Source organism: Amycolatopsis sp. NPDC054798, assembly GCF_053611505.1.
In genome coordinates this window covers 35290-53462 of the sequence record NZ_JBSHAM010000008.1, presented here as the reverse complement: position 1 = coordinate 53462, position 18173 = coordinate 35290, and the positions used below count along the sequence as shown (strand labels likewise).

At 70.8% G+C, this 18173-nt stretch carries 17 protein-coding genes; all 17 read left to right on the top strand.

What is annotated here, in order from left to right:
• Nucleotides 1-104: 104 nt before the first annotated feature.
• The 17 genes from ACWGIC_RS07415 (at nt 105) to ACWGIC_RS07335 (ending at nt 18165) form a co-directional block, all read left to right on the top strand.
• Complete coding sequence (locus ACWGIC_RS07415; protein WP_452075041.1) at nt 105-1022, top strand: ABC transporter ATP-binding protein; 918 nt, start codon at nt 105-107, stop codon at nt 1020-1022.
• Nucleotides 1022-1879, top strand: coding sequence for an ABC transporter permease (locus ACWGIC_RS07410; protein WP_452075040.1), 858 nt, complete (start codon nt 1022-1024; stop codon nt 1877-1879). Before ACWGIC_RS07415 ends, ACWGIC_RS07410 begins: the two co-directional genes overlap by 1 nt.
• Nucleotides 1880-1891: 12 nt before the next feature.
• Complete coding sequence (locus ACWGIC_RS07405; protein ID WP_452075039.1) at nt 1892-3013, top strand: sensor histidine kinase; 1122 nt, start codon at nt 1892-1894, stop codon at nt 3011-3013.
• Entirely contained in the window at nt 3010-3618 is a 609-nt protein-coding gene (locus ACWGIC_RS07400) for a response regulator (protein ID WP_452075038.1), read from the top strand. Before ACWGIC_RS07405 ends, ACWGIC_RS07400 begins: the two co-directional genes overlap by 4 nt.
• Nucleotides 3609-4748 (top strand): amidohydrolase, encoded by a 1140-nt coding sequence (locus ACWGIC_RS07395; protein WP_452075037.1) that lies wholly within the window; start codon nt 3609-3611, stop codon nt 4746-4748. The genes ACWGIC_RS07400 and ACWGIC_RS07395 overlap by 10 nt, the downstream gene beginning before the upstream one ends.
• 497 nt (nt 4749-5245) lie before the next feature.
• The gene (locus ACWGIC_RS07390; protein ID WP_452075036.1) at nt 5246-5389 is read left to right on the top strand and encodes a thiocillin family RiPP; all 144 of its coding nucleotides are present in this window, start codon (nt 5246-5248) and stop codon (nt 5387-5389) included.
• 49 nt (nt 5390-5438) lie between these two features.
• A complete protein-coding gene (locus tag ACWGIC_RS07385) occupies nt 5439-5597 on the top strand; it encodes a RiPP peptide (RefSeq protein ID WP_143271399.1) in 159 nt (52 codons plus the stop codon).
• A 13-nt stretch (nt 5598-5610) separates the two neighbouring features.
• Nucleotides 5611-5760, top strand: coding sequence for a thiocillin family RiPP (locus tag ACWGIC_RS07380; protein WP_009085976.1), 150 nt, complete (start codon nt 5611-5613; stop codon nt 5758-5760).
• A gap of 22 nt (nt 5761-5782) precedes the next feature.
• Nucleotides 5783-5932, top strand: coding sequence for a hypothetical protein (locus ACWGIC_RS07375; protein ID WP_452075035.1), 150 nt, complete (start codon nt 5783-5785; stop codon nt 5930-5932).
• A 50-nt stretch (nt 5933-5982) separates the two neighbouring features.
• On the top strand, nt 5983-6126 hold the full coding sequence (locus tag ACWGIC_RS07370) for a thiocillin family RiPP (RefSeq protein ID WP_452075034.1): 144 nt from the start codon (nt 5983-5985) through the stop codon (nt 6124-6126).
• Nucleotides 6127-6247: 121 nt separating this feature from the next.
• A complete protein-coding gene (locus ACWGIC_RS07365; RefSeq protein WP_452075033.1) occupies nt 6248-7489 on the top strand; it encodes a cytochrome P450 in 1242 nt (413 codons plus the stop codon).
• On the top strand, nt 7486-9609 hold the full coding sequence (locus ACWGIC_RS07360) for an ATP-binding cassette domain-containing protein (protein ID WP_452075032.1): 2124 nt from the start codon (nt 7486-7488) through the stop codon (nt 9607-9609). Before ACWGIC_RS07365 ends, ACWGIC_RS07360 begins: the two co-directional genes overlap by 4 nt.
• The gene (locus ACWGIC_RS07355; protein WP_452075031.1) at nt 9606-11321 is read left to right on the top strand and encodes an ATP-binding cassette domain-containing protein; all 1716 of its coding nucleotides are present in this window, start codon (nt 9606-9608) and stop codon (nt 11319-11321) included. The genes ACWGIC_RS07360 and ACWGIC_RS07355 overlap by 4 nt, the downstream gene beginning before the upstream one ends.
• An 11-nt stretch (nt 11322-11332) precedes the next feature.
• Nucleotides 11333-13657 carry a TOMM precursor leader peptide-binding protein gene (locus ACWGIC_RS07350; protein ID WP_452075030.1) on the top strand — a complete coding sequence of 775 codons (2325 nt, stop codon included), beginning with the start codon at nt 11333-11335 and terminating at the stop codon, nt 13655-13657.
• Nucleotides 13654-15138 (top strand): SagB/ThcOx family dehydrogenase, encoded by a 1485-nt coding sequence (locus ACWGIC_RS07345; RefSeq protein WP_452075029.1) that lies wholly within the window; start codon nt 13654-13656, stop codon nt 15136-15138. The genes ACWGIC_RS07350 and ACWGIC_RS07345 overlap by 4 nt, the downstream gene beginning before the upstream one ends.
• Nucleotides 15139-15143: 5 nt before the next feature.
• Entirely contained in the window at nt 15144-17366 is a 2223-nt protein-coding gene (locus tag ACWGIC_RS07340) for a hypothetical protein (protein ID WP_452075028.1), read from the top strand.
• Nucleotides 17359-18165, top strand: a complete 807-nt coding sequence (locus ACWGIC_RS07335) for a thiopeptide-type bacteriocin biosynthesis protein (RefSeq protein ID WP_452075027.1) — start codon at nt 17359-17361, stop codon at nt 18163-18165. Before ACWGIC_RS07340 ends, ACWGIC_RS07335 begins: the two co-directional genes overlap by 8 nt.
• The last annotated feature ends 8 nt before the right edge of the window (nt 18166-18173 follow it).

Below are 18173 nucleotides of genomic sequence, written 5' to 3'. Positions count from 1 at the left end.
CCTGCGATTATGAGGTTTGTCACGGGTATCGCCTGCGGAATCCACCCCGGTTCGGTGAGGGCTGCTCCTGTCCCGGTCCGGGCGGTCGGCGGGACGCTGTCGGCATGGGCAGGGAAACGGTAGTGGAGGTGGACGGGCTGCGGATCGACTACGGGTCGTTCGTAGCGGTCCACGAGCTGAGTTTCACGGTGCGCGCCGGCGAGGTTTTCGGGTTGCTGGGGACCAACGGCGCGGGCAAGACGTCGACAATGGACGTCCTGGAGGGGTACCGCCGGCCCACGGCCGGAAGTGTGCGGGTCTTCGGAGTCGATCCGGCCGAGCAGCGCGAGAAGATCGCGCCGCGGGTGGGGATCATGTTGCAGGAGGCCGGGTTCTTCGACGATCTGACGGTCGTCGAGTCGATCCGGGCCTGGCGGCGCTTCACCGCCGACGCGATGCCGATCGACGAGGCGATCGACCTGGTCGACCTCGGCAAGGTCGGGAACACGCGCGTGGGGAAGCTGTCCGGCGGCGAACGGCGGCGGCTCGACCTGGCGCTCGCCGTTTTGGGACGGCCGGAGCTGCTGTTTCTCGACGAGCCGACGACCGGCCTCGACCCGCAGGCGCGGCGGCGCACGTGGCGGGTGCTGGAGAACATGGTCGCGGGCGGCATGGCGATCCTGCTGACCACCCACTACATGGAGGAAGCGCAGTACCTCGCCGACCGGCTGGCGATCATGGACCGCGGGCGCCTCGTGCGCCACGGCTCCGTCGGCGAGGTGATCGGGGCCGACCACGGCTCGACGATCACGTTCGTCAGCGAGGCTCCGGTGCCGGTCGAACTGGCCGGGGTGCCCGACGACGGCCGCCACTACGCGCTGAGCAGCACCGACCCGCAGGCCGACCTGCACCGGCTGCTCGACTGGGCCCACCGGGCCGGCGCGCGGATCTCCGAACTCGAGGTCCGGCGCAATTCCCTCGAAGACGTTTTCCTGCGGGTCGCCGACGAGGCCGACCTCGCTGTCACCGCGAAGGAGCGCTGATGACTGCCACGGCACCCGCGCCGCTCGCCGCCCGCCGATCGCTGGGCTGGTGGCGCTACACCTGGTCGCAATTCCTGCTGTCGCAAAAGGTGCACTGGCGCGATCTCGGTTTCGCGCTCACCGGTGTGCTTATTCCGCTCGGGCTCGGCATCGGATTGCCCGCGAGCCAGCACGGCAAGGGCGAGATCGCCGGCCTCGACGGCGGCGTCTACCTGCTGCCGGGGATGATGGGATTCGTCCTCGTCTGGATCGTCTACAACGTCGTGAACTCGGCGACGAGCCGGCGCGGGAAACTGATTTACAAAAGGCTGCGCGGCACCCCGCTTCCGGACACCGCGATCATGACCGGGGAAGCCATGAGCGGCTCGGTCACCAGCGTCGCGCAAGTGGTGGTGCTGCTCGTTTTCGGGCTCGTTTACCTGGGCGGCCCCGCTCCGGCGAACCCGCTGTTGCTGCTGGTCGGCGTGCTGCTGGGCGCGTTCACGTTCGCGCTGCTGGCGATCGGCGTTTCCGGGCTGCTGCCGACCAGCGAGGTCTCCACGTGGCTGGTCACGCCATTCCTGTTCCTGATGATGTTCGCGTCCGGAATCGTTTTCCCGCTGTCGGAGATGCCGCACTTCCTGCAGGTTCCCGTGCGGTACCTGCCCTCGAGTTCGGTGGTCGAGATTCTGCGCACCGCTTACCTCGGCCGCGACTTCGCGTCGAATCCCGCGACGGCCCAGTTGCCCGCCGAAGTCGGATTCCTGCAGTCGTTCCGGGCGTGCGTCATGCCGCTGGGACTACTCTGTGCCTGGATCGGCGTTTCCCTCGGCCTGGGCAAGCGCTTCTTCAAATGGGACCCGAAACGGACGGGCTAGGCGGGAGGACGTGTGGACCGGTGGAGCCCCGGGACACTGGGCCGCGTCGTCGCCCTGCTGATCCTCGGCACGGTCGTCGCGTTCACCGGCGAAGGGTTCTTCCTCTGGCTCAGCACCCGGCCCCCGGTGGTGGACGTCCTCTTCGCCGTGCTGGCCGGGGCCGGTCTGCTGACCGGCGTCGGCCGCGTCGTGTGGTCGGTGGTGCGCCGTTCGCAGTCCCGCGGCGAGCATCTGATCGACGTGGCCATCGCCACCAGCCTGTCTTACGCGCTGCTGCTGGCCTTCGGACCCGCGTGGCTGGCGATGCCCGCGCTGGTCGCGGGGGTCGCGGCGATCAGCTTCACCGGGGTCAAGCGCTGGCTTTTCCCGCTAATAGTGCTGATCAGCACGGCCGGGATCGCGTTGCTGCACGACGTGCCGCCGCTCGCGGTGGCCGAGACGATGCTCCGTTCGATCGTGACCGTCGTGGTGCTGGCCGGGATGGGGCTGCTGGCCGCCTACGCCGCCGAAGTCCACGCCAGCCGCGACGAACTGGCCAGGATGGCGGTGGTCGAGGAGCGGCTGCGCTTCGCCCGCGACCTGCACGACGTGCTCGGGCGGGGCCTGTCGGTGGTGCGGCTCAAGGCCGAACTCGGGGTGCGACTGCTGGACGCCGACACCGGAGCCGCCCGCGACCAGTTCGTGCAGATCGCCGAACTCGCCGGCGGTTCGGTGTCCGAACTGCGCAAGGTGATCGCCGGTTACCGGCAGCCCAGCCTCGCCGAGGAACTGCGCGGCACGTCGTCGATCCTCAGCCTCGCCGGCGTCCGGGTGGTCGCCGATCCGGTGCCAGGGGACCTGCCCGCTGCCGCGGCCGAGGCGATCGGCGCGGCGATCCGCGAGGGCGGCACCAACATCCTGCGCCACAGTGCCGCGGAGAACTGCCGCGTCGAGTTCGTGCGCGAACCGGCGGCGCTGACCGTCCGGATCTCCAACGACCGGCCGCACGCCGGGGGCGCCAGGGCCGGGCACGGTCTCACCGGCCTCGCCGAGCGGCTCGCCGCGGTGCACGGCACGCTCGAACACACCGAAGCCGGCGGCGAGTTCGTGCTCACCGCTCGCGTTCCCCTTGACCTGCCGAGGAAAAACTCATGACCCTGCGGATCGTGCTGGCCGAGGACCACGCCCTGCTCCGGGAATCCCTGCGCACGGTGTTCACCCTGGCCGACGACATCGAAGTAGTCGAGGCCGTGGACAACGGCGCCGACGCGCTCGAAGCCATCCGGCGCGAACGTCCCGACGGCGCGATGGTCGACATCGACATGCCGCGCATGTCCGGCCTGGAGGTCGCCGAGGCGCTGCACGCCGAAGCCATCCCGTGCGCCCTGCTCGTGGTCACCAGTTACGGCAAACCCGGGTATCTGCACCGCGCGATGCGGGCGGGGGTGCGCGGGTTCGTCACGAAGAACATCTCGCCGGACGCGCTGATCGACGCCGTGCGCAAGGTGTGCGCCGGCGGACGGCACGTGGACCCCGAAATCGCCGCCGACGCGCTGGCCGTCGGCGAGACGCCGCTGACCGACCGGGAGCTGGAAGTGCTGCGGCTCTCGGGAGCCGGGCTGCGGCCCGCCGAGATCGGCGCGCGGCTGTCGCTGGCCGAGGGCACCGTGCGCAACTACCTGTCGAGCACGCTGACGAAACTGCAGGTGGACAACCGCGTGGCGGCCTACCGGGTCGCGGAGGAGGCCGGGTGGCTGTGACGGACCTGATCGAGCTTTACCAGGATCTGCACCGCCACCCCGAACTCTCCGGCTCGGAGGAGCGCACCGCCGCCGTCCTCGCCAGGGAGCTGACCGGCCTCGGCTTCGCCGTGCACACAGGCATCGGGGGCCACGGCGTGGTCGCGGCCCTGGACAACGGCGAGGGGCCCACGGTCGCGCTACGGTCCGAACTGGACGCTTTGCCGTTGACTGAACGCACTGGTTTGCCTTACGCCGCAAGCGGTTCCGCGATGCACGCGTGCGGGCACGACCTGCACCTCGCCGCCGTAGTCGGCGCCGCGGCAGAGCTGACCGCGGACCGGGCGAGCTGGCAGGGCAGGCTGATCGTGTTCGGGCAGCCGGGCGAGGAGACTCTCGACGGAGCGCTGGCGATGGTGGCCGACGGCGTGCACGAGATCTTCGGGACGCCGGACGCGGTGCTGGCCCAGCACGCCGTGCCGGGGCCGGTGGGGCGGATCGGGCACTCGCCAGGGCCGATCACCGCGCCGTGTGCCGAACTGGCGATCACCGTGCACGGACGGGGCGGACACGCCGCGACGCCGCACCTCGCGGTCGATCCGGTCGTGCTGGCCGCCCATCTCGTGGTGCGGCTGCAATCGGTGGTGGCTCGGGAAACCAGTCCCGCTGAACCGGTGGTGCTCACCGTCGGCTCGATCCACGCTGGCGACGCGGCCAACGTGATCCCGGACCGGGTGCGGCTGGGGGTGAGCGTTCGTTCGGCGACCGACGGGGCCCTGAGCCGCGCGCTGACCGCCGTCGAGCGCGTGTGCCGCGCCGAGGCCGCCGCGTCCGGCGCCCCGGTCGAGCCGGAGATCGAGACGGTCCGCTCGGCCCCCGCGACGATCAACGACCGGCAGCTCACGCTCGCCGTGCGGGCCGCGCACCTCGCTGCCCTCGGTCCGAACCTCGTCTCCTGGACGCCGCCGGTAGCTGCGGCCGAGGACGTGGGTCACCTGGCCGGATCCGCGCCGCTTTGCTACTGGACGCTCGGCGCCGGCGACCGCGGGACCAACCACTCGCCGGACTTCGCCCCGTCCATCGAGGCGCTCCCGGCGGGGGTGCGGGCGTTGGTGCTCGCGGCGAAGGCGGGCTTCGCCGCCGGACGCTGAGCCGCGCGCAGCCAGTACGTACCGTCACCGCCGAGTAGTCAGTCATGCACCCTTAGCATGACTTCCCTAAGCGAACCCTAAATTAGCTGCCAGCTAACTACCCCAGATGGGTGACATCGCCGGTTTACTCTCCTCTTGCCTGCCGGATTGGGTTTAAGTTCGCCCTGTGCGAATCGTTTGAAGCGAATAGCACAAACTGGGGAATCAAAAGCCTGGGGGGCTTGCGAGATGACTGCTGCCATTATTTCCGCTTTTGTAGTTGTGTCCGGTTTGTCCGGAGTATCCGCAACCGAAGCGAGCGTTCCGGCACCGCCGAGGTGTGCGCCCAGCACACAGTTCAAAAACGTCGGCTTCGAGCTGGCGGAATGGGAGTACCTCGGTACTCAGGGCGGGCAATACCGGTACCGCTACAGCTTTAACGGCTGGGTTCAGGGCACGGTCGGCTGCACCCCTAGCTGAATTCTCTTCACTTTTACCGCGGGAGGAGGTGAAAGGAAATGCAGGAGAACACGAACGCCGTGGACACGGTGGAGGAGCTGCAGGTCGAGGAGCTGGTCGAGACCACCGCGGCGGGCACCGCCTTCTCGATCGGCAGCGCGGGCTGCCCGTCGAGCGTCGGCACCGCTTCCAGCTTCGGCTGAGCGCGTCCGAGCAGGAAAAACACTGGTCAACACATCCGAGGAGATCGAGATGAACGAGTTCGACACGCAGGTCGAGCAGGCGTTCGCCGAGGACATCACGGTGGAGGAGCTCGGCGAGGTCGCCGGCGCCGGCACCACGAACACCGGCGGCACCATCAGCTCCACCACCTGCCCGGCGTGCATCGGCACCGCCTTCAGCTGGTCCTGAGAGGACAACGCACATGGACATGCAGGAGTCGCAGGACTTCACCGAGGAATTGACCGTCGAGGAGCTGTCCGACGCCACCGGCGCCGGCTGGTGCGTCGGGTCGGCCGGAACGTTCGGCTGCCCCTCCAGCGCGGGCTCCTATGGCACCGTCAGCTCGCACTGACGCTCTGAACAGGGAGAACACGATGAACGAAGAGGTTTTCGAGCCGGCTACGACCGAGCTGACGATCGAGCAGCTGTCGGACGCGCAGGCGGGCAGCTTCTGCCTCGGCAGCGTGGGCACCGCGGGGTGCCCGAGCTCGGCGGGCACGGTCGGCACCGCGAGCTCGAGCTGACAATCCCCCACGACATCCGCGGCGAAACGAATTTCCGAAGGGAGGTTGTCATGGAGAACGTTACCACGCAGTCCCCGCAGGTCGAGGAGCTCGTGATCGAGGAACTCACCGAGGCCGGAGCGAGCAATTGTTTCGGAACGGCGGGCAGCATCGGCTGTCCGGTGTGCTTCGGCACCTACGGCTGCGCCACCTGATCCAGGCGTTTTAGCCGAGCTATTCCAGCCACGCCCGTGGTCGCCGCCGAATAATGAATCTTTTTATTGCGGCGGCGACCACGCGGTGCGGACGAACACGTGCCGAGAAAGGAACTGGGGGATGGCAGAAATCGTCCAGCGGCTGTGGCGGCACTTCGCACGTCAGGAGCCGTTCGGCAAGGAGGCTCCGGACTTCTTCGCGGAGCTCGCGGAACGCGCGCCGGTGGTGCGGTTCGACGGGATGTGGGTCATTTCCGGCTATGACCTGGTGACCCGGCTCTGCACCCACCCCGGCTTCCCGATGGCGGCTCCGGTGTTCCAGGAGGACGTCCGCCGGGATAACCCACAGTTTGTTCGCTTCTTCAGCGGCACCATGTCGGTGCGCGCCGCCGAGGAGCACCAGCGGCTACGAAGCGTGCTCACGGGCGCGTTTTCCGGCCGCAGGCTGGCCGCGCTGCGCGGCCGGATCGACGAGGTGGTGGCCGAGTTGCTGGCCGAGCCTCTTCGTCGCGGGGAGGCCGAGTTCGTGGCCGAGATCGCGACACCGCTGCCCGCGCTGGTCACCGCCGTGCTGCTGGGCATCCCTCCCGCCGACCGCGAGCTGGTCACCGCGAGGGCCACCGGCATGATGAACCAGCTGGCCGCCGGTTTCCTCGCCGAAGCGCACCCCGAGGCCGGTCCGCCGATCACCGCCGCGGAGTTCGCCGAGCTGCGCGAGTACGTCGCGGACCAGCTCGCTCGCCGCCGCGCGAAACCGGCCGACGACCTGATCGGGCACTTGGCCCAGGCGCAGCAGGACGGCAAGCTCTCGGCCGACGAAGCCGTCGACATGGTGCTCCTGCTGTTCATGACCGGTCTCGACACCGTGACCGCCGCGCTCGCCAACACGCTCGTCGTGTTGTCCGAACGCCCGGAGATCGCCGCTGCGCTGGCCGCCGACGAGCAGTGCGCCGACCGCGTGTTCGCCGAGGCGATCCGGCTGCGCACGCCGGTCGCGTTCGGCTCGCGCCAGGTGACGCACGACCTGTCGGTCGGCAAACTGGACTTCAAGGCGGGCGACACCGTCATCCTGGCTTTCGCGGCCGCCAACCTCGACCCGCGCAAGTTCGCCGACCCGCTGGAGTTCCGGTGGGACCGGCCGATCACCGGCAACGTCGCGTTCGGCCACGGCTCCTACTACTGCCTCGGCAGCGCGCTGGCCGCGATGACCGCGCAGTCGCTGCTTCAGGCGGTGCACCACCGGCTGCCGACGCCGAGCCGTCCGCTCGCCGAACTTCCCTGGCGGGCGTCGCTGGCCTTTCCGACCCCGCGCGTGCTGCCGGTGACCTTCGCCCCGGCGCTCGCGGAAAGCGGTGCGCGGTGAGCACCCGCTTCCGTTCCCGCGCGGGAGCCGAGTTCCGCCAGGTCGAGGAGTCCGACTGCGGCGCGGCCTGCCTCGGGATCCTGCTCGCCGGCTTCGGCAAGCACCTGACCTGGCCGGAGCTTTCCCAGGCGTGCGGCGGCGGACGGGACGGCATCAGTGCCGCGACGCTCGCCCGGCGCGGACAGCAGTTCGGGCTCACCGTGAGCGCCAAGCGCGTCCGGCTGTCCGGGGCCGAAGCCGACGTCGCCACCTTGCGCGGACTCGCCGCGCCCGGGGTGGTGTTCGTCGACAACCGGCACTTCGCGGTGCTGGAGCGAGTCGGCAGGCAGGGCCGCGTGCGGCTGCACGACCCGGCGGCGGGCAGGCTGACGCTGTCGCTGGAGGAGTTCCGTACCCGGTTTTCCGGGCTGTACCTGGGTTTCCGGCCAGGTACCGGCTTCACGCCAAGCGGCGCGCCGCAGCGGGTGCTGCCGCGCGCGATGCGCTGGCTCGGCGCGGGGCTGCCCGCGGTCGTCGGCGCGGTGACGGCGGGCGTGCTCACCGCCGCGCTGACGGTCACGGCCGCGTTGCTCGCCCGATCGCTGGTCACCGCGACCGCCGGGCCGGGTGCGCAGTGGCTGCTGGCCGCGACCGCGATCGGCGTCGCGCTGGTCGGCTGGGCGCAGCAGCGCTTGCTTTCGGCGGCGCTCCTGCACACTTCGCTCACGCGGTCGAGCGAACTCGTCGGGCATCTGCTCCGCTTGCCCGGCAGCTACTTCCACCGCCGCTTCACCGGTGGCGTCGCGGCCCGGGTGCAGATCGCCGACACCATCGCGCAGCAGCTCACCACGGTGGTGCTTCCGGTCGCGGTGAACGCCGCCGCGGTGCTGGGACTGCTCGTCGTGCTGGCCGTGCTCGCCCCCTCGGCCGCCGCGGTCTTGCTCGGCAGCACGCTGATCACGGCCCTGTTCCTGCGCCTCGGCCGCCGGTCCGGTACCGAACGGCAGTCGACGCTCATGGTCGAGCAGTCGGCACGCGACGGGCTTTCGCTCAACGTGCTGTCCGCCATCGACACGGTGAAGGCCGAAGGCAGCGGACGGCAGGCATTCGCGCGCTGGTCGTCGGCACAGCGCAAAGTGCTTGCTGCGCAAAGGAAAGTCGCACTAGGCGAACACGGCTTCGGAATCGGCGTCACGGCACTGCACGCCGTCGGGTACGCCGTCTGCCTCGCACTGACCGCGCTGGTCGCGCCCGGCGAAGTGATCACCGTGGCCGTGCTGGCCGGAGTGTGGCAGCTGCACGCGGGCGGGCTGGTGACCGGGCTGCACCGCATCGGAGGCCTGCGCAGCAGTTTCGCCGCGTACGACGACGTGGCGGGAGCCGAGACCGATCCGTCCGATGTGGACGCACCCGTCGCCGTCGGCCCGGGCCGCGTCACCGTGCGCGGCCTGCGCTACGGCTACGACACCAATGCCGAACCGCTGCTGGCGTCGCTCGATCTCGACGTGCCGCCCGGCGGCCGCCTGACGTTGGTCGGCCCGAGCGGCTGCGGCAAGTCGACGCTGGCGAAGCTGCTGGCCGGGCTCGTGCGGCCGTGGTCGGGCGTGGCGCTCGTCGACGGCAAGCGCGCAGCGGACCTTCCGCCCTCGGTACGGCCTTCGCTGCTCGGATACGTGCCGCAGCGGCCCGCGTTCTTCGAGGGCACCGTGCGGGAGAACCTGGAACTGGGCACGGCGCTGCCGGACGACGCGATCGCCGCCGCGCTCGCCGACGCCCAGCTCACCGAAACGATCGCGCTGCGCGGCGGCGTCGACGAAGCCACGGTAAGCCAGCAGGCCCGCAACTTTTCCGGCGGCGAGCGGCAACGGCTCGCGCTGGCCCGTGCGCTCGCGCGCAACCCGCGCGTGCTCGTGCTGGACGAAGCGACCAGCGCGGTCGAAACCGCTCTCGCCGGGCGGATCGACGCGGCGCTCCGGGAGCGCGGCACCACGACAATCGTGGTGGCGCACCGGCTTTCCGAAGTCCGCCCCGACGACACCGTCGTGCTGCTGGATCGAGGAAAGGTGCGCGTTTACGGCACCCACGAAGACCTCGTCGCCCACGCCCGCGGGTATCGCGACTTCGCGGAGGTGGCCGGATGACCGCGCTTCCGCCCGAAGGATTGACTGGACGCGGGCTGCTGTCGTTCGCGCTGGCGGGCGAACGGGTCCGGCTGGCGGTCACGGCCGTGCTCGGCCTGCTGGCCACGGTGTTCGGCTTCGTCGTGCCGCTGGCGGGAATGGTGCTGGCCATCGCGATCGCCGCGGCGAACCACGCCGCCGTGCCGTACGCCGCGGGAGCGCTCGTCGGGCTGCTCGCCTTGCAGCTGCTGACCACCGCGGTGGTCGAACGCGGCCTGCTGACCCTCACCGACCGGGCCCAGGACCGGCTCGAATCCGCGCTGTGGCAACGGTTGCTGAGCCTGCCCGCGGCGTTCTTCCGCCAGTACCCGCTGCGCCGGCTGATGGGGTTCGCCGGCGGCGTTGGCCAGCTGCGCGGGCTGCTCGGCAGCGGGGGCCTGACCGCCGCGCTGCACGCGGTGTTCGCGCTCGTCGCGGTCGCGTTGCTGGCCTTGCTCGACCCGTGGCTGGCGGTCGCCGGCACCGGGATGTTCGGCCTGGTGCTCGGCGCGATGCTGTGGCTTTCCGTGCGCCAGCAACGGCACGACACCGACGTGCTGGCCGCGGTCGACGACGTGCAGGCCGCGGTGTATCCGGCGATGCTCGGCATCGACGACGTGCGGGCGTTCGGTGCCCAGTCCTATGTGGTCAGTCGATGGCGCGCGGCGTTCACCGCGCAAAAACAGTCGGACGACAAGGGTCTGCGGTACTCGGAAATCGCGAGCGCGCTGGCCGTGGCGTGCTATCCGGCCTTGCTCGCGGTGCTGCTGCCGCTGACCGCCGGGCTCGGGTTCACCGCGCAGTGGACCGTGGTCATGGTCGCCATGACGCTCAACCTCACCGCCGCGCGGCTGCAGGGCGCGCTGGTCGGCCTGTTCTCGATCGGCCCGGTGCACGACCGGCTCGCGCCGGTGCTGACGACCCGTCCGGAGACGCCGCCGGACGCCGTCCCGCTCCCCCGCGCTCGCGGCGCGGTCGTGCTCGAGGGCGTGAGCTTCCGCTATCCCGGACAGACCCGGGACCTGCTGCGGGACGTTTCGCTCCGCATCGAGCCGGGAGAATTCGTGGCGCTGGTCGGCGCGTCCGGCGCGGGCAAGTCGACCCTGCTGCGGCTGCTGCTCGGCCTCGACCGCGCCGACCGCGGCCGGGTGCTGGTGGACGGCGTCGACGTCCGCCGTTGCGACGTCGACGAACTGCGCACGCGGATCGGCTACGTCGCACAGGACGCCACGATCATGCGCGGCACCCTCGCCGAGGTGATCTGCGGGGCGGCCGGCGAGACGGACCTGGACCTGGCGTGGCAGGCGGCGGAATCGGCACAGCTCGCCGACGTCGTCCGCGCGCTGCCGATGGGCCTGCACACCCAGGTCACCGACGGCGAGAGCGGACTGTCCGGCGGCCAGGTGCAACGGCTGCTGCTGGCCCGCGCGCTGGCCAAACGCCCGTCCGTGCTGCTGCTCGACGAGGCGACCAGCGCGCTCGACGCCGCCGCGCAGGAGCTGGTGCGCCGCGCGGTGGACGAGTTGCGGCTGACCCGGGTGGTGGTGGCGCACCGGCTGTCCACCATCCGCTCGGCCGACCGGATCGCCGTGCTGGAACACGGCCGCATCGCCAGTCTCGGCACGTTCGCCGAGGTGGCCGGTCATTCGGAGGCTTTCGCCCGGCTGGTGGGCTCCGCCCGCCGGCTCGACTGAGGGGAACAACCATGACGAAAAGCATCAACCGGGTCACGAGGTTCAATCGGTCGCTTCGGGTGCTGACGGTACCCGGCGACGCGGTGTACCTGACCAGCGAACGGACCACGCAGACGCGGCTGGCGGGCACGCTGGTCGAACAGCTGGCACCGCTGCTGGCCGACGGGCAGCTGAGCCGCGACGACATCAAGGCCGCGCTCGCCGAGGCCGACCCGGCGCGCATCGACGGCGCGCTGGACCGGCTGGGCCGCAGCGGATACGTGGTCGAGGTCGACCCCGAGGTCGACCCGCGCGTCGGCGGCTACTGGGAAGCGTCCGGAGTGGACGGTGACGACGCGGTGCGCCGCCTCGCCGCGGCGAACGTGCGCGTGCTCACCGCGGGCGACGTCGACGGCGCCGGGTTCACCGAGGCGTTGCGGGCGCTCGGCACCGGCGTGACCAGCGAGCCCGGCGGCTTCACCGTCGTGCTCACCGACGACTACCTGCGCCCCGAACTCGCCGAATGGGGCAAGCAGTTCCACGACGCCGGGGTGCCGTGGCTCCCGGTGAAGCCGGTCGGCAGCATGATCTGGGTCGGCCCGGTTTTCGAACCCGAGGTCACCGGCTGCTACGAATGCCTGCGGGTGCGGCTGTCCAACAAGAACGTGCTCGCCTCCTACCTGCGCCAGCGCGGCGTGCTCGACAGCCCGGCACTGGTCAACTCGGTGACCGGCACCCCGGTCACCCAGGAGCTGGCGCACCGGCTCGCGGCGCTGCACGTGGGCAAATGGCTCACCGGGGCGTTCGCCTCGGGCCGCGCGGCGATGCCGCAGCCGCCGGGCGGGGTCTCCGCGGAATACGGCACGCCGTGGCAGGCCGAGGTGATCACGCTCGACACGATCAGCCTCACCCAGGAGCACCACCCCTTCCAGCGCCGTCCGCAATGCCCGCTGTGCGGTGAGCCGGACCTGCAGGCGCGCCGCCAGGAAGCGCCCGTGCGGATCGAATCGCGGCCGCGGATGGCGAGCAGCGACGGCGGATACCGCTCGCGTCCGCCGGAGCAGTTCGTCGCCAGGTACGAGCACCTGATCAGCCCGGTCACCGGCCCGATCAGCAACCTCGTGAAGGTGCCGCTGGACGTCGAGGGCCTGCACACCTACACCGCGGGCCAGAACTTCGCGATCCCGATGGCCAACGCCAACGACCTGCGGGCGGGACTGCGCAGCTGCAGCGCCGGCAAGGGAATGAGCGACGCGCAGGCCAAGGCGTCCGCGCTGGGCGAGGCCATCGAGCGCTACTCCGGCCTCTTCCACGGCGACGAAGCCCGCCGCACCGCGCGCTACGCCGACCTGGACCCGGCCGAGGTCATCCACCCCAACGCGGTGCACCTCTACAGCGAAGCGCAGTTCCGCGACCGGGCCGAATGGAACGCGCGCCCGTCGCATTTCCACTGGGTCGCCGATGACCTCGACCCGCAGGCAGAGGTCGAATGGTCGCCGGTGTGGTCGCTGACCGAGCAGCGCACCAAGCTGTTCCCCACCTCCGGGCTCTACTTCGCTTACCACCGCCCGGGAAGCCGGTACCAGGCCGGCGCGAACTCCAACGGCTGTGCCGCGGGCACCAGTCTCGAAGACGCGGTGCTGCAGGGCTTCATGGAACTCGTGGAGCGCGACACGGTCGCGATGTGGTGGTACCACCGGCTGCGCCGACCGGCCATCGATCTGTCCACTTTCGACGTTCCGTACTTCGCCGAATGGCAGCAGCGCTACGACGCTCTGGAGCGCGACACCTGGGTGCTGGACCTGACCAACGACCTCGGCATCCCGTCGGTGGCCGCGGTTTCGGTCCGCCGCGACAAGCCTGCGCAGGACATCCTGTTCGCCCTCGGCGCCCACTTCGACGTGGAGGTGGCGATCGGTCGGGCGCTGTCGGAGATGAACCAGTTCCTGCCCGCGGTGATCGGCATGAAGGCTGACGGTTCGGGAACCTACGCCTACAACGACCCCGACCAGCTGCACTGGTGGCGCACCGCGACCACGGAGAACCAGCCGTACGTGCTCCCGGCCGAAGGCCCGCTTCGCACCAAGGCCGACTTCGCCCGCTACGAAAGCACCGATGTCCGCGACGACGTGCTGCGCGCCGAGCGGATCGTCTCCGAACACGGCATGGAAATGCTGGTGCTGGACCAGACCCGGGTGGACATCGGCCTGCCGGTGGTGCGGGTGCTGGTGCCGGGAATGCGGCACTTCTGGCCCCGTTTCGCGCCCGGCAGGCTGTTCGATGTGCCGCTGGAGCTGGGCTGGATCGACCGCAAGCCGTCCGAAGCCGACCTCAACCCGATTGCGATGTTCCTATGACCACGCTCGAACGCACCGCCGAAACCGTCGTCACCTTCCGCCGCGACATTTCCTTGCTGCACAAGGACGATCAGGTCCTGCTCGGCCTCGCCGACCGCGCCGGGTACCGGCTCAAGGGCGTCGGCGCGCCGATGCTCGAAGCGCTCGAGCAGGTCCGCGCCGGGCTGCACACCGAAGAGGAACTGATCGCCGGGCACCCGAACTCGCCGGTCGCCGCCGTGCTGGCCAAGGTGGAACCGTTCCTCGCCACCGGTTTCCGGCTGCGCGGCGAGCGCGTGGCCGTGCTGGAACGCACCGGCGTGACGCCGTTGCGTCCCGAACTGCCCGAGATCGCCGGCGCGTGGCTGCGCCTCGGCAAATTCAGTCTGCTGCGCCGCCGCGGCGGCGAACTGGTGGTGGAGTCGCCGATCGGGAAGTACCGCGCGGTGCTGCTCGACGCCGCCCTCGCCGGTGCGGTCGCCGCGCTCGCCGTCGCGCGGCCGGTGTCCGAAATGGACACTGAATGGCAGCCCGTGCTGGCCGCATTGGCCGGTGCCGGTTTCCTCGACGTCGGCACTGACGGCGAGTTCCCGGTGGATCAGGACGACGTGCTGCGCCAGTGGGACGTGCACGACCTGTACTTCCACAGCCGCAGCCGGATCGGGCGCACCGACGAGGCGTTCGGCGGCCGGTTCCCTTATGTGGGAAAGATCGAGCCGCTGCCCGCGGTGAAGCCCGCCCCGGAAGGCCCGGCGATCGAGCTGTACCGCCCCGAGTTCGACACCGTGCGCTCGGCCGACCCTGGCCTGCAGGAGACCATCGAGGCGCGCCAGTCCATCCGGACGTACGGCGAGCAGCCGATCACCGCGGAGCAACTGGGCGAATTCCTTTACCGCACTGCGCGGGTGCGCGGCACGTACGGTCCGCGGCCGGAGGCGCGCATGCCGTACGAGGGTTCGAGCCGTCCGTACCCGTGCGGAGGCGCGGGGTACGAACTGGAGCTGTACCTGACCGTGCGCCGGTGTGCCGGGCTGGAGCCGGGCATCTACCACTACGACGCGGGCGAGCACGTGCTGCGGCTGGTCAATGCCGACGAAACCGCGCGGGAGGAACTGCTGTCCGTCGCGACGCTGTCGACCGGCGGCCAGGCGGTGCCGGACGTGCTGGTGACGATGACGTCGCGCTTCCAGCGGCTTTCGTGGAAGTACCAGTCGATCGCCTACGCCGTGACCCTCAAGCACGCCGGCGCGCTGTACCAGACGATGTACCTGGTGGCGACCGCGATGGGCCTGGCCGGATGCGGGCTGGGCAGCGGGGACGCCGACGCGTCGGCTCGCGCGTTCAAGCTCGACTACCTGCGGGAGTCGTCGGTCGGCGAGTTCATCCTCGGCAGCGCCCCGGCCGAACTGCCGGCACCGGTGAGCGGGGACGGTGCGCTCGACTGGCGCGCGGGCAACGACCCGGACTGGCAGGCCGAAGCCCTGGCCGCACGCAGGCGGTGACGACCGTGGCCGAACTGCTCATCTCCCGGATCTGCGGGCTTCCCGCCGCGGTGCTCGACGGCCTGCGCGCCCCGGAAACCCTTGCCCTGCTGGAGGAGGCCGAGGCCGCCGCGGCACGCAAAAACGCACTGCGCGAACCGGTCTGCGACCTGCTGCACGCCGCCATCGGCCGCGACGAACTGTCACGCGACCAGCGGCGCGGGCTGATCCGGTTGCGCCGGGGCGTGTTCAACGACCGCACCGACGAAGCCGGACTCCGGCTCTCGCGCGAGGTGCTGGCACCGGCGGACGCTGAGCAGCTCGGCGAATGGCACCAGGCGCTGGTTCGGGAGCGCGAACTGCTGGAAAAGGCAGCTCGGGCGCTGACCGGCGAGCTGGCGGCGGCGCACCACGCGGTGTCGGCTGCGCTGCGAACGCCGGACGTGCTTTCCGGGCTGGCACTGGCCAGCCCGGAGTTCGTCACGGCGTTCACCGACCGGCCGGAGCTGGGCAAACCCGGCGGCAGGCTGAGCCGCAGCGCGGTGTCGTACCTGGTGCGGACCACGCTGAAACCCAGTCCGTTCGGCGCGTTGACCACGGTCGGAGCCGGCGGCTTCGCCGGGGCGGCCGATCCCGGGCCGGAGCGCACGCTGGTGAGTTCTTCGCGCGTCGCCGCGCGGCTCGCCTACACGGCGCTGGCCGACGACCCGATCGTCATGCCCAATGTGGACAGTCGGCTGACCGGCGGGGAGTGGCTGGCCGCGTTGCCGGTCCACCTCAAACGCGGTGGCGTGTACTTCCGCGAGGACGAGGTCACGGCGGTGCCCGGACCGGTGCCGTTCGACGCGCGCCCGCGCCGCCTGCGAGAGCTGGCCGCTTTGCTGGGCTGCTCGACCGGCGAGCTGCGCCGGCTGTTGGAGCAGGGTCTCCTGTTGCTGGTGCCGCCATGGGAGCTGACCGAACCGCGGCACTTCACGGCGTGGGGCGAGCCCGCGCTGGCCGAAGCCGAAAAGGTCGTTGCCAGCACGGAAAACGGACGCGAGCGCGCCGACGCCGTACTCGCCCTGCGCGCCCGCCTGCGCACGACGCTGGCCGAACGCGACCCAGCCCGCGCCGGATGGCTGGACGGCCTGGGCCTGGTGCACGAAACCGTCGCGCACGGCCCCGAACCGGAAACCGCCCCGCCCGCTTGGGTTCCTGGAGAGCTGAACCGTCTCGAAGGCGTGTTGCGGTCCATGGTGCGGCCGCGGGCAGGGTACTTCGACCTGGTCCGGTTTTTCGTGCACCACTACCGTGACGGCAGCGCCGACCTGGCCGAGTTCGCGTTCCGCGCGGTGCGGGACCTGGACCCGATGTGGTGGCTTCCGCGGTGCGCGGTGCCCGACCCGCAGGCGCGCGAGGTGTCCGGCGCGAGCATCGGACGGCCCGTGCACTCGGTGTTCTGGCAGGTCGCGGGCGACGAGCTGGTGGTCAACCAAGTCCACCCGGGTTATCTCGGCGCGGTCGCGCGCTGGGCGGGCGTGCCGGGTCTGTCCGGCCAGGTCGAAACGGCGATGACCGCCTTGCACGAACGGCGTTTTCCCGACGCGGCGGTCTATCAGCTGACCGCACACGCCGACTGGACGGACACGCAACGCCCCGCCGTGCGCGCGACGCCGTTCCTGGCCTGGGGAGCCGAACGCGCCTACGGCGGCGTGCCGATCGACGGTTTCCGTGTGCGGCACGACCTGGCCACCGGCACGCTCGAAATCCTCGACCCGGCCGGACGCCCCTCGGCGTTGAGCTACCTCGGCGCGGTGCCCGCGCACCTGTTGCGCGGGGTGCCCCGCGTGCTGCAACTGCTGTCGGACCCCTGGCTGTCGCTCGGCCCGTGGACACCGACGCCCGGACCAGGCTTCCGGGACCGCGTAACCGACGGACGGCTCGTGCTGCGACGGGCCCGCTGGACGCTGCCCTCCTCGGCGCTCCCGCCGCTCGGAAACGGGCCCGACCTCGACTTCCTCCGCGCCGGCCGGATGTTCCGTGCCGAGCACGGGTTGCCCGAGCAGCTGTTCGTCCGCGGGCTCGCCGCGGGCGGGGTGCCGCTGGGCAAACCGCAATGGCTCAGCTTCGCCTGCCCGCTCGCGGCGTGGACGGCGCTGAAAGGCCTGGCCGGTGCGGAGGAACTCGAATTCACCGAAGCCCTGCCCGCCGCGGGCGCGGCAGACGGGCGCGTCACGGAATTCCTCACGGTGGTGACCCATGATTGACGCGGTGTTGCATCCGCAGTGGCGCTATTGGCGGGTTTACGTGCCCGATCTCCGGTCTGTTCCGAAGCTGCTCGGGGAGGTCGTGCACCCCGTCGTCGCCGCGCACCGCGAAGGACTGCGGCGGTGGTTTTTCCTGCAGTACATGGACATGTCGGGCCTGCAGCTGCGCGTCCGGCTCAATGTTCGCCCCGAAGCCGGTGCCGAAATCGAGGCAGACCTGGACCAGCGCTTCGCCGAACACGGCGCGGAAGTCGTGAAACGCTGGTACGAACCGGAATTGGCGAAGTTCCGCGGCCCAGACGGCGTGGAGTTCGCCGAACGCGTCGCGCACCTCGGCAGCGAAACAGCCCTGGAACTGCTGCCCGCCCGCACCCCGGCCCGCCGCATCGCACTGGCCGCGGCCCACACCGCGGTCCTCGCCGAAGGCTTGCCCGCGGAACAGCAGGTGAGCTTCCTGCACCAGTACGCGTGGTACTGGTCGGGCCGCGGCGCCCGAACCGTCGCCTGGCGTCCCGCCGCCGCGACCGCGCACCCCGACGATCCGGCCGCCGTACGCCAAGCGAACCGCCTCGCCGAAACCGTGGCGCGAGAACTCGAAACCGATTCCGTCGGACGCCCATTGCGCCGCTACGCCGAACGGTTCTGGGCGGAGTACCAGGATTCGGCGCGCCGCGTTTCGCCCTACCGGGCCGCTTTCCAGCACGTCCACCTCATGAACAACCGGCTCGGCGCGGTCCCCGGAGAGGAGGCCCAAATCGCGCGGTTGTTGTGGGTGCGGCAATTGCGTAGCATGAAATAGGGAGTAAT